The organism is Sphingobacterium sp. NGMCC 1.201703 (assembly GCF_047784615.1).
Taxonomy (GTDB): domain Bacteria; phylum Bacteroidota; class Bacteroidia; order Sphingobacteriales; family Sphingobacteriaceae; genus Sphingobacterium.
Window position 1 is genome coordinate 74,919 of the sequence record NZ_JBLOHD010000010.1, and the last position, 12,136, is coordinate 87,054.

Below are 12,136 nucleotides of genomic sequence, written 5' to 3' on the forward strand. Positions count from 1 at the left end.
GGGCTTATGAAAAGATATCTCATCAATATACTATTGGGAACAGTAGCTGTTGTCAGTTCCTGTAAAAAGGATGAAAAATATGTCTATCAAATCGGCGATCCCAAAATTGAATTGAAATCAGCTATTTCTGCTGCTCATTTTGGTGATAGTTTGGTTTTTAATGTTCGTGTATCGGATAGCGAAGTCGCTTTGTCCACGCTGAAAGCTCAATTATATTTTACAGATGATAAAGTTAACGAAACGACGATCCGTACAAAAGAGAATGGCGAGTATAGTGGAAAAATTTATGTCCCTTTTTTGAAAGACATCCCAGATGGAAAAGCGACGCTTAAGTTTGTTCTGCAGAATATTAGTCAGAAGAAGACTGAACAGTCTTTTGAAGTAGATTTAAGCCGTCCGGACTTTCCTTACCTCACTTTGGTTACTGAATCAAAGTCTTATCGGATGGAGAAAACTGGACGGAATCAATATGCCGCCAAGGAGAATTTTCCATTTTCCGTTAAAGGGTATATTCAGGCGCCAAAGGTTGGTGAGCAGGGGAATAACATGACTTTTGGATGGGTCAATAATGCCATTTCACTCGGATCCATATTGGATATTCCATTCTCAAATTCAACCTCTGGTGTATATAGTATCGCATTTAATACCTTGACTTATCAGGCATCACCTTTTATTATCGCCTACGCGATCGACGGTACGGTTTTTAATCGTCTTGATGATACACATTTTAGAGCGGAACTGAATATGACCAAAGGTAATTCGGTCACGATCGATGGTATCGAAGATTTGAAAGATTGGTGGATTGATCCGGATTTCTTTAGCCAGTCAGCCGATGGAAGCATTACATTTAATGGCATTAATGGAAAATACCGGATTACGGCTGATTTTGCGCTAAAGTATTTTGTCGTCGAAGCGATGGCGGGAAATGACCTTGCTAAATTGCAGGAAGATGGTACTGGAGCTGTATGGATTATTGGAGAAGGTATTGGAAAACCAAAGGTATCCAACAATCAGGTGGGCTGGAACACAGATAAGGCACTTTGTTTAGTCCCATTGGGGAATAAGAAGTACCAAATTACAGTAAAGGCTGGGGAGTCTATCAACACCGATAATATCAACTTTAAGTTTTTCCATCAGAAAGGCTGGGGTGGCGAATTTGGCGGAGCGGATGTAACAACCCCGAGCGATCTGATTTTTATCGGTGACGGTAAAAATGGACGTGATTCCGGAAACCTGGGTATCAAAACGGGTAAAACCTTAGACGCTGGAAAAACCTATCAATTTATGCTGGATTTATCCGCCGGTAATAAAAAAGCTGTACTTACAGTTGCACCAAAATAATCTGTCTTTTGATTTTTCAGTCCCCAGGTAAGGCTTTACTTGGGGACTTTAATATTCCTATTGAATTTGCGGATTCAGGGATTCATTTATATATTTGCCGAACTCACAAGATGAAAACTAGACAGTTCATATGGATTTTATTGCCTTTGATGCTCCTCCAGAGCTTCTCAACAGTGTGGCTATGGTCCATTTTTGAGCTAAATCGGGATTACATCGCCCGTTACGAATGTATCAACCGTTTCAACGATAAGGCACTCTCGTGTAGAGGACAATGTATCCTGATGAAGAAAATGCGTGAACACGAAGAAAAGGAGCAAAAGAACCTTGAATCACGTATTATCGACGTCGTTTTTATCAATAACTCCCAGAGTTTTGATTTTAAGATTTCTTCTTTATTTCAAGAAGAGGAAGTGGAACGCTCGTTCCCTGAATATAAAGAAAATTATTCTTACAGACCAATCTTCACAATTTTCCACCCACCGTTAGTTTAAATCCATTTTAGAAGTCATCGTGACATGTATGTTGCTAATTGATAGCGATATACCTACTCATGGTCAGTTCATCGGCTATAAAGTATAATTTATTCCGATGGAGCCATCGTTATTTATTCGATCGTATCAGGAATAACCAGGCAAAGCTATTGCTGAATGCCGCTTAGTACACGCGATGAATAAATCTGATCGCTTTATCAGTACTGAATAAAAATTTAAGCAGATGAAAATTTTATTTGGACAGGTCGTCGTTTTTTGGATGACGGGTTCCAGCTCGTCCCCGTGCCAAAAGCCCGGCCTGTGAGTCAAGCTAAGATAGGATTTTTTTATGAAGGTAAGTTTATTGATAAAAACCATTGGTTTTTATAGTGCTATAGCGTGCGTTTTTCTCGGATCATGTACAAAAGGAAAAACGGATTATGAAGCCGAAAGAGGTGTTGTTGATGAGGTTGTTGAATTCAAGGAGGTTACAAGTGCTGTGACCGCTGGTTACACGATCAGTATAGAGGCGTTGAATGGAACATTCTATCGCGGCTATAATGATATTCGTGTGAAAATTAAGGATACACAGACGAATACGCCGGTTGAGGTGTCGGCTCTTACATTTCTGCCCATTAAAACCGCTGTTACAGGAGAGAAGAGTTCATGCCCACATCAGTATGATTTCGGTTATAACGCGGAGAATAAGTATTTTTTCGGTTATACAGTTTTCACGAACGAAAGTGGCACGGAAGGAAGTTGGACCCTCGATATCAGTTTCACAGTCGGTCATCAAACCGTTTCCCTGATAAAAGAGGTGTCAGTCAGACAGCAGACAAATAAAAATCTGAATATGACTGCCTTTACGGGGAAAGATGATCAGCAATATATCATCGCATTGGTTTCTCCGCAGAAACCCAATATTGCAGAAAATAAATTGGTCGCTGGTATCTATAAATTGAATAAGCCACTTGATTCTTCATCGAACAGCATCGCTGATCAATTACAGTTTTCCTATTCGCAAGCCGATCGTTATACACTGAAGTTAGACCCACGTATGCCTGAACCTTCTATGGGCAATCACTCATCTCCTAACAACAAAGATTTGATCCAGGATAGGGACGGTTTATACCATGGTGTGGTGAATTATACCATGACAGGAAATTGGACATTAAATTTTATCCTGTTGGATCCAGATGGAAAAGTAGTCCGTGGTACTGAGGTGCCAAAGGATTTTACACCGGGAGTGGAAGGACGTAAGAGCGAGCTGCATCTCGATATTTTATTCTAAGAGTCATGAAGAAATTAAGTACTGTTCTTTTTATTCTTTCTCTTGGATTGAAAGTACATGGGCAGAGTACCCCCGAAAAAAGAGATACAACCAGAAGGTTAGGCGAAGTTAATGTCGACGCACAGGTCAGGCGAAAAGTTGAAAGTGACCTAAAAATGGCCGTCTCCGTCGATGAGTTTTTGGCTTCATCGGACAATATCAGCTTTATCAAGCGTGGGGCCTATGCATGGGAACCTCTGTTAAATAACATGAGTACGGAGCGTTCAACCATAACCATTGATGGCATGCATATATTTGGCGCCTGTACAGATAAGATGGATCCCATAACTTCCTATGTGGAAAGTAATAACCTGTCTTCCATTGATATCAAATCCGGACAAGGGGGGAATATGCATGGGGCTACTGTTGCGGGAAGTATAGACCTTAAAAGGAGGAGCACCCCCTTTGGTCTACCTCAAAAAATAGGCGGAGCTTATCAGACAGGATTCGAATTTAATAATAAGCAGGCATTTAATCTTGGTAATCTATTCTATTCAACAGACAATTTTGTTGCCGATGGTAGTATTGCCTATCGTAACGCAGGTAATTATTATGACGGGAACAACAAGGAAGTACTGCACTCGCAATATAATAAACTGAATGCATCATTGGGTCTAGCCTATAAGACAAGTCCACTTTCTGCCATCAGGGTAGATGCGATATTTGACCGTGCAAAAGATGTTGGTTTCCCGGCTTTGCCTATGGACCTCTGGTTATCACGTGCGATTATTACATCCGCATCCTATAAGCAATTGTTTGAGGAAGGTTTGGTAAAAGTATGGGATACCAAAGTTTATTTCAACGCTGTGGAGCACTATATGGATGATACGACGCGTCCGGAGAATTTGGTACATATGGATATGCCGGGATGGAGTACGACCTATGGATTGGTATCAAAAATAAATTTGAAAAAAGATCAGTATTCCTCGGAAATACAGTTGAATGCCTATGATAATCTCTCTATAGCGGAAATGCGGATGTATCCTCAGGATCGTTCCAAACAAACCATGTTTGCCTACAGCTGGCCTTGGATTACAACCCGTTTTGCAAGTATTGCGATGAATAATTCCTGGGAAATTTCCGATCGAAATAAGGTGAATTTAGGCGGTTCGTTAGGCTGGAATTACAATTACTCAAAATACGTGGAATTTAACTGGATTTTTCATCCGGGAGCGCCACAAAAGAAGAACAGGGTACTTCCAAGCCTACAGGCCAGTTACGAGTTAAACTTAAATCAATTTGATATCGCAATCGGAACAGGCTTTGGACATCGTGCTCCTTCCGTTTCGGAAGCCTATGGTTATTATATCTACAATAGCTTTGATCGTTATGATTACATCGGAAATCCTGATCTCAAAAATGAGATTTCTTATGAGGTCAATGCCAGTGTTGGATTCAAAACGGAAAAACTAAGTGTTGCCGCGAAAGTCAACTATTTCTATATCGACAATTATATCATCGGACGGATCCTGAGTTTAGGAAGCCCCATGAATTATCAATCCGTTGGTGTAAAAGGCTATACATCGTTGAACTATGCGACGCTGTTTAATACAGCGGTGAGCATGGATTACAAAATCCTGGATAATCTGCATTGGAAAGCGGTGCTTACCTATGCCAGAGGCAAGGACGACGCGGGGGGAAATCTCCCTTTTATACGGCCATTGAGTTATCAGACAATACTGCATTATGGATCTAAACGGCTCGGCTTGCAGACTTCACTAAACGGTGACTTCGCACAGCACAATTACAGCCCCATGTACGGTGAAGATCTAACAGCAGCCTACAATCTGTGGAACCTGTCCGCAGATTACAGTTTCAGTCTTGGCAGATTCAAAACTGTCTTTCAGATTGGTGCCGAGAACCTCTTGAATGAATATTATAGCACCTATGCGGATTGGGGAAATATTCCGCGGATGGGACGGAATATTTTCACATCCCTAAAAGTCAATTTTTAAAAATCAATCACATTTAAATAACACATACAATGAAAAAAACAACAAACTATCTGATTTTAGTGGCTGTTTCATGCGTAATGATTGCCTGTAGCAAAAACGAGCACAGCCCAGTCGCCAACAATATCAGTTTACATTTTAATAATACCTTTAAAAATAACACGATTGTTTTGGGGGGTGCCAATTCTGTTGATGCAACCAGCAATATTTCCGATAGCGCTCAAGTGCATCATCTCTCCGAGCTTAAGTACGTTGTCAGCAATATCCGGCTTGTAAAAGCAGACGGAACGGAGGTTCCCTACAATGTAAATGACTTGGACAAAGGTGCTACTGTCGTTAACCAGGCCAAACCGGCAAGTCTGGACTATGTATTGACCAATATACCTGTCGGGGAATATCGGCAGCTCAAATTTGGACTAGGAGTGAAGCAAGAAATTAATACACTGGATCAGGTCAGATTTCCGGCATTTTATGCGGCGGCAGGTGCCAACGATACAGATATGATGTGGCAATGGGCAACTGGCTATCGTTTTACGAAGATCGAAGGTTTCTTTGGCAGTGAAAATAAAGCATTTCAGGTTCATACAGGAAGCACCTTGAACGGAGAAGGGGGTAAGCCCGAAACGTATACACAGGGTGTAGATGCCTATCGCGATATTACATTAGATCTTACAGCTGCCGCTGTCGTGGGCAACAATGCACCTAAAATCACCGTCAAAGCAGACTTTGATAAATTGTTGAGTGGACAAACGAAGGTAATCCTTACAGCAAAAAATGCGATTACACCGAGCCTGCATAGCAGCATGGCAGCCATGGAAGTATTTGTAAATAATATTGGTGGTAATGGCAAAGAGAATAAGAGTGGTATGTTCTCTGTTGAACGTGTAGAAAACAACTAAAGGAAAAATAAATTGATAACAAGGTCATCCGGAGCTTTATTTTAAAAATAGTAATGTCTCAGATGTTCATGGGGTGACCTTGTTTCACTATAACATCTAACAGCTTCTTGTTGTTAGGCCAGCAACAATAACCGCATCGGCGGTTATTCTTAATACAAAATCACGTATTCGAATGAAAACAGTCCTATGGGTCTTAACCGCATTGTTGATTGCAATCTCCTGCAGTAAAAGAGAAGTGAACGAATCAATCAATAATCCTGAAATTGTTTTGGAGACTCCTGCTGAATTTCCAGCTTTAAATAGTTCCGTAGCGCAAAATAGACCGACGAAATATGGGGTCGAATTAGGCGAGAAGTTATTTCATGAAAAGAGGTTCAGCGGAAACAATACCATTTCCTGTGCGAGTTGCCACAATCCCGCCCTGGCTTTTTCAGATGGCAAGCCACGGGCTGTCGGTATTTACGGACGGACGGGATTTCGCAATACCCCTGCCATCCAAAATATGGCATTTATGAAGTTTTATAATTGGGATGGGAATATCCTGCAATTGGAAAAACAACCGCTTGTTCCGATAATTACACATGAGGAGATGAACTCTTCTATTCTGGAGGTTATCGGTAAAATCGCTGGTGACGCCGATTATAAAAAATTATTTACGCAGGCCTTTGGCGATGGAACGATAACAGCTGATCGAATTTATCGCAGTATTGCACAATACGAGTATACTTTGATTTCAGCAAACAGCAAATACGATCGTGTAAAAAGAAATGAAGGCGATCAATTTACGGCGGAAGAAGCCCGGGGATATGCAACGTTCAAAAGTAAATGCGCAAGTTGTCATAGTACTGCATTATTTACCGATCAGAGTTTTAGGAATGTTGGGTTTCCATTGAATCCAAATGCGGAGGAAGCAGGACGTGGACGGGTGACAGGGCGTCCGTCAGATCAGATGGCCTTTCGCGTTCCGTCGTTAAGAAATGCTATCTATACGGCCCCCTATGGGAGTTTTGGCCAATTTCCAACCTTAAGGTCTGTTTTGGATTATTTTGATAAAGGTGTATTGGATGCAGAAAATCTTGACCCTATTCTAAAAGAAAATGGGAATCGAATTCCATTAACAGCACAGGAAAAGCTAGATATTATCGCTTTTATAGAGACGCTCAGTGACCCAACATTTATTGGAAAGTAATACGACATACCCCGACGATGTTTATACAAATAGTGTGCACACTGCTCTAAAAGAAGAGATCAACTAGCTGTTTCGCCTCTGCTACATCATGGACACGCAGGAGCTGTACCCCTCTTTCGAGCAATAACGTGTTTAATGCAGTAGTTCCATTAAGGGCCTCTTGGGCTGTAATGCCCAATTTTTTGTAAATCATAGACTTACGGGATATACCACCTAAAATTGGTAGTCCAAAATAGTGGAGCTCATTAATACGGTATAACAATTCGTAATTTTGATCGATTGTTTTCGCAAAGCCAAACCCAGGGTCGAGGATAATGTCCTTTACACCCAAATCTCTTAACTGTGCTATACCCTGTCCCAAAAAAGTAGCAACATCGGTCACGATATCGGAATATTCGGTTTGCTCTTGCATGTTTTCCGGAGTTCCCCGCATATGCATCAGAATATAAGGAATCTGATACTTGGCTACTGTTGCAAACATCTCCTCATCAAGCGTGCCACCAGATACGTCGTTGATCATGTGCACTCCAGCATCAATAGCTTCAGCGGCGACATCCGCCCGAAAGGTATCTATGGATAAGATGGCTTCTGGAAATGTATTTCTAATGGCCTGAATAGGAGGAAGTGCTCTGTCCATTTCCTCCTGTGAAGAGATCAATGGAGCACCTGGACGTGAAGAGTAAGCGCCAATATCGAGGACCTGAGCTCCCGCTTCTAAAAGATGTCCTGCTTTTTCCAGCGCTTTCTCCACCGTGGTATTATCGCCACCATCAAAAAAGGAATCAGGCGTTACATTGAGAATACCCATGATAACAGGTTTTTCAAATGTCATTAGTTTTCCACCGGCGTTGATGGATGGGGCAGATGCTGTCTGAAATTTTTTCATCGGAATAAATTGTTCCCCGCTGCTGGGGAGAGAATAACGATTATAAGCCCTGTTTATCTGACCACTAGAACACCATCAGCAACAATATTAATGTCCTTTTTGGGCTGCGTAATCTGATTAATCTCAGCTTGCGATTTGCCGAGATCTTTTGCGGCATGTTGCAGACTAGCCACTGAGGTTTCTTTTTTCTTAGCTACCCCTTCGACAACAACGGTCTTACCAACAATATCTGCAGGCATAAAGAATCCATAATCTTTAAAGCGAACCATAATCGGCTCCTGGCCATCTCGCTGCAGGGTCATAAAACAACCTTTCTTTTTGCAGACTTCAACAACCTTACCTTCAATTTTGCCCGTGAATGTATGCTTGCTGCTTAACTCTTTCTCTAATTTAGCAATAGAAATCGCCTTAGCTGACTGAATTTCCTTTCCATATTTTACACCTGGCTTTGCCGAAGGGACCTCTTTTTTTTGTGCATGCAATTGTGTACTTACAGCAATTGACAGTGTAAAAAATAAAATAATCTTTTTCATCTGTATAGAAGTTGATTTTTAAAGTTTATGGAGCCATCCGATTTACTGCCCGGGCATAAGAGCCAAGTTATCATGCTTGCCTGTAAAGACGGTATTCAAATAGGATATATGCGATTTATTCAATTTACCTTGGCCATGAAAAATCACATTGCCATTTGGGTCCAGTTTCATTACGGTAGACAATTTACCGTCGATTTTCCCCTACCTACCTGTTTTATATTACTTTCGAATAAATTCAAATTTACCACTTGGATCCAGTTTCATTACGGTAGACGACTTACCGTCCGTTTTCACATGCCTATCGTATGCGACAATATAATCTACACCTGTTTTGATTTCTTCAGCGATTTCATCAAAATCTTTTGCTGTCGGTTCGCCGCTGATATTTGCGGATGTAGAGATGATGGGCTTACGGAAACGTTGCAGTAGCTGTTCGCAAAAAGGATGTTTGACAATTCGAATGCCGATCGAGCCGTCCTCTGCAATGGCATTGGGGGCAAGATTTTTGGCATTCGAATAGACTATGGTCAGGGGCTTGTCTGTATATTCAATAAGTTGATAAGCAACATCAGGGATTTCGTTTACATAACTAGCCAATTGGTTGTCGTTATGTAAAAGGACGATCAGGCTTTTGGACTTATCTCTCCCTTTCAACTGAAAGACTTTCTCTACTGCATCAGGATTGGTGGCATCACAGCCTATTCCCCAGATGGTGTCTGTTGGGTATAAGATTAACCCACCAGCTTTCAGCGTTTCCAACGCCATGTTCAGATCCTCTCGATCCACAAATGCACTCATTTTTTATTTTTTTAATTCTGATCTTGAATTAGACAGCCACATTATGCTCACGCAAAGCATCATTTAATGATGTTTTCTTATCGGTCGATTCTTTGCGTTGACCAATGATCAATGCGCAAGGAACTTGATACTCGCCAGCGGCAAATTTTTTAGTATAAGATCCAGGGATGACAACCGAACGGGCAGGGACATAGCCTTTGTATTCTACTGGTTCAGGTCCAGTAACATCAATAATTTTGGTTGATGCAGTCAATACGACATTTGCTCCTAACACCGCTTCTTTTTCGACGCGAATACCTTCAACAACGATCGCTCTTGATCCAATAAATACATTGTCCTCAATGATAACCGGAGCTGCCTGAACTGGCTCAAGTACGCCACCGATACCAACACCACCACTTAAGTGCACATGTTTACCGATCTGAGCACAAGATCCAACTGTCGCCCAGGTATCTACCATTGTGCCTTCGTCTACGTAGGCTCCGATATTAACATAAGAAGGCATCATGATGACCCCTTTTGCTAAATAAGCACCCAAACGGGCAGAAGCACCAGGAACAACCCGTACACCAGTATGTTTGTAGTCTGTTTTTAGCTTCATTTTGTCATGGAATACAAAAGGACCAGCTGTCATTTCACGCATATCGTTGATCGGGAAATACAAGATCACAGCTTTCTTGATCCAGTCATTTACATGCCATCTCGTGCCGATCAATTCCGCTACACGGATTTCACCGCTGTCTAGCTTCATGATCACGGTACGAATCGCTTCTGTATATTCTTTATACTCCAATAATTGTCTATCTTCCCAAGCTTCCTCAATCAATTTTTTAAGTGGCTCTACCATATTATTTGTTTGCTTATTTGAATTTGTTTATTTTGATGTACAAACTTAGATAAAGTTGTATTTAAAAGCAACTTTATCGATCTCTCCCCAGCGGTGAAGAAAATATTCATCCGGGGAATCTGTTAATTTTGGGTGGAAATACCACGATAATTTGCTAATATAACTATTTTTGTGCTATGGCAGCAGCATCAGAAAAATTGAGAATTGATAAATATTTATGGTCGATAAGAGTGTTTAAGACAAGAACTTTGGCGACCGAAGCCTGTAAGGCGGGACGGGTAAAGCTAAACGGTCAAAATATTAAACCTTCTTACGAAGTGAAGATCGGCGATGTCTATCATATCCAAAAAGGAATAGAGAAGAAGGTCGTTAAGGTGATTGGTCTTCTTGAGCGAAGGGTGGATGCAAAAACTGCGGTGCAGTTTTATGAAGATCAAACCCCGGTAGAAGATACTGTTGGCTACAAATCTGTATTTCAGGCGCCAGTGCTTAAGCGGGACCGCGGAACGGGAAGACCAACGAAGAAAGATCGTCGTGAAATAGACGATTTACAGGCTTCTGAATGGTGGGACAAAGACGATGAATAGGACAAAAAACATTTCATTTCTTCGGTAATTATTTGCAGCCAATCCGCCTCGTCTGTCAATTATGGGAATTTATTTGAATGATGGCAGCAAACTGTGCACGTAAAAATTCTTCGCTTCCTACGATGAAATATTTGTGACCAAAAATAGGATGCAAAATTTAGGCTATATACAAGAATAATATGAAGATACATGCAATGATAGCGATGATTATCGGAGCTGCTGCGGTTACGGCTTCCTGTAATCGCAACGATGGAAATAAAAAAGAAGAAATGAAAGAAAAATTTGTTCTGGCAATTCATGGTGGAGCAGGGACAATTTTGAAAAAAAATATGACCGACTCGATGGAGCAGGCTTATAAAACTGTCTTAGAACAAGCTTTGAATGCCGGCTATAACCAATTGAAGGCGGGACATTCCAGTTTGGATGCGGTTGAACACGCTATTCATGTGATGGAAGATTCTCCTTTGTTTAATGCCGGAAAGGGAGCTGTATTTACAAACGCGGGAAGAAATGAATTGGATGCCTCTATCATGGAAGGTAAAACACTGGCTGCGGGTGCAGTTGCTGGGGTTACAACCATTAGAAATCCCATTTCTGCAGCGCGTGCGGTGATGGAAAAATCCGAACATGTGATGATGGTAGGCAAAGGAGCGGAAGAATTCGCCAAAGAAGTCGGGTTGCAACTTGTGGATCCATCTTACTTTTGGACTAAAACACGCTGGGATGCCTTGCAAAAAATTAAAAAAGGCGACAGTACCAAAACACAGCTGGATCACGATCAAAAGCAGAGCTCACGTTTAGGAACCCTTAACAAGGATTATAAATTTGGAACGGTAGGGTGTGTAGCATTGGATAATCAGGGGAATTTAGCTGCAGGGACCTCGACCGGAGGGATGACCAACAAAAAATTTGGCCGCGTAGGCGATTCACCAATTATTGGTGCTGGAACTTATGCGAATAATGCGACCTGTGCGGTTTCCTGTACCGGATGGGGCGAATTCTATATACGTAATGTAGCAGCATACTCTGTTTCGGCCTTAATGGAATATAAAAACGATAACGTATGGCAAGCCGGCCAAGAAGTCATTGATCGAATCGGAAAGATGGGCGGGGATGGTGGAATGATCGTCATGGACAAACAGGGACATGTCGCTATGCCGTTTAATACAGAAGGTATGTATAGAGGGACCGTAACCAAAGATGGCAAGGTAAAAGTAGAGATTTATAAATAATCAAACAGATACAGCTCAGCTCCCGTCAAATAATTGTGACTTTACAGATGCCATCCACGCTAACCGAAGAGT

Annotated in this window: 12 protein-coding genes; 8 read left to right on the forward strand and 4 right to left on the reverse strand. The window is 41.5% G+C overall.

The window, feature by feature from the left end; all coding sequences use genetic code 11:
* Positions 1-6: 6 nt before the first annotated feature.
* The 6 genes from ACK8HY_RS18930 (at position 7) to ACK8HY_RS18955 (ending at position 7,181) form a co-directional block, all read left to right on the forward strand.
* Complete coding sequence (locus tag ACK8HY_RS18930; protein ID WP_416134492.1) at positions 7-1,341, forward strand: DUF5125 domain-containing protein; 1,335 nt, start codon at positions 7-9, stop codon at positions 1,339-1,341.
* 110 nt (positions 1,342-1,451) lie between these two features.
* Positions 1,452-1,832, forward strand: a complete 381-nt coding sequence (locus ACK8HY_RS18935; RefSeq protein ID WP_416134493.1) for a hypothetical protein — start codon at positions 1,452-1,454, stop codon at positions 1,830-1,832.
* A 328-nt stretch (positions 1,833-2,160) separates the two neighbouring features.
* Positions 2,161-3,102, forward strand: coding sequence for a hypothetical protein (locus ACK8HY_RS18940; RefSeq protein ID WP_416134494.1), 942 nt, complete (start codon positions 2,161-2,163; stop codon positions 3,100-3,102).
* 5 nt (positions 3,103-3,107) lie between these two features.
* On the forward strand, positions 3,108-5,096 hold the full coding sequence (locus tag ACK8HY_RS18945) for a TonB-dependent receptor plug domain-containing protein (protein WP_416134495.1): 1,989 nt from the start codon (positions 3,108-3,110) through the stop codon (positions 5,094-5,096).
* A 29-nt stretch (positions 5,097-5,125) separates the two neighbouring features.
* Positions 5,126-5,992, forward strand: coding sequence for an MbnP family protein (locus ACK8HY_RS18950; RefSeq protein ID WP_416134496.1), 867 nt, complete (start codon positions 5,126-5,128; stop codon positions 5,990-5,992).
* Positions 5,993-6,164: 172 nt separating this feature from the next.
* Complete coding sequence (locus tag ACK8HY_RS18955) at positions 6,165-7,181, forward strand: cytochrome-c peroxidase (RefSeq protein ID WP_416134497.1); 1,017 nt, start codon at positions 6,165-6,167, stop codon at positions 7,179-7,181.
* A 46-nt stretch (positions 7,182-7,227) separates the two neighbouring features.
* Here ACK8HY_RS18955 and folP read toward each other — a convergent pair whose 3' ends face one another.
* From folP to ACK8HY_RS18975, 4 genes are all read right to left on the reverse strand, one after another.
* The gene (folP, locus tag ACK8HY_RS18960; RefSeq protein WP_416134498.1) at positions 7,228-8,067 is read right to left on the reverse strand and encodes a dihydropteroate synthase; all 840 of its coding nucleotides are present in this window, start codon (positions 8,065-8,067) and stop codon (positions 7,228-7,230) included.
* Positions 8,068-8,120: 53 nt separating this feature from the next.
* Positions 8,121-8,600: a DUF4920 domain-containing protein gene (locus ACK8HY_RS18965; RefSeq protein WP_416134499.1), complete on the reverse strand. Its 480-nt coding sequence runs from the start codon at positions 8,598-8,600 to the stop codon at positions 8,121-8,123.
* A 219-nt stretch (positions 8,601-8,819) separates the two neighbouring features.
* Positions 8,820-9,398: an L-threonylcarbamoyladenylate synthase gene (locus ACK8HY_RS18970; RefSeq protein ID WP_416134500.1), complete on the reverse strand. Its 579-nt coding sequence runs from the start codon at positions 9,396-9,398 to the stop codon at positions 8,820-8,822.
* A 28-nt stretch (positions 9,399-9,426) separates the two neighbouring features.
* The gene (locus ACK8HY_RS18975) at positions 9,427-10,245 is read right to left on the reverse strand and encodes a 2,3,4,5-tetrahydropyridine-2,6-dicarboxylate N-succinyltransferase (protein WP_077438248.1); all 819 of its coding nucleotides are present in this window, start codon (positions 10,243-10,245) and stop codon (positions 9,427-9,429) included.
* Between the two features lie 176 nt (positions 10,246-10,421).
* Between ACK8HY_RS18975 and ACK8HY_RS18980 the strand changes: the two genes are divergently transcribed.
* Both ACK8HY_RS18980 and ACK8HY_RS18985 read left to right on the forward strand, forming a co-directional pair.
* On the forward strand, positions 10,422-10,832 hold the full coding sequence (locus ACK8HY_RS18980; RefSeq protein WP_077438247.1) for an RNA-binding S4 domain-containing protein: 411 nt from the start codon (positions 10,422-10,424) through the stop codon (positions 10,830-10,832).
* Between the two features lie 179 nt (positions 10,833-11,011).
* Positions 11,012-12,064, forward strand: a complete 1,053-nt coding sequence (locus tag ACK8HY_RS18985; RefSeq protein WP_416134501.1) for an isoaspartyl peptidase/L-asparaginase family protein — start codon at positions 11,012-11,014, stop codon at positions 12,062-12,064.
* Positions 12,065-12,136: the final 72 nt, after the last annotated feature.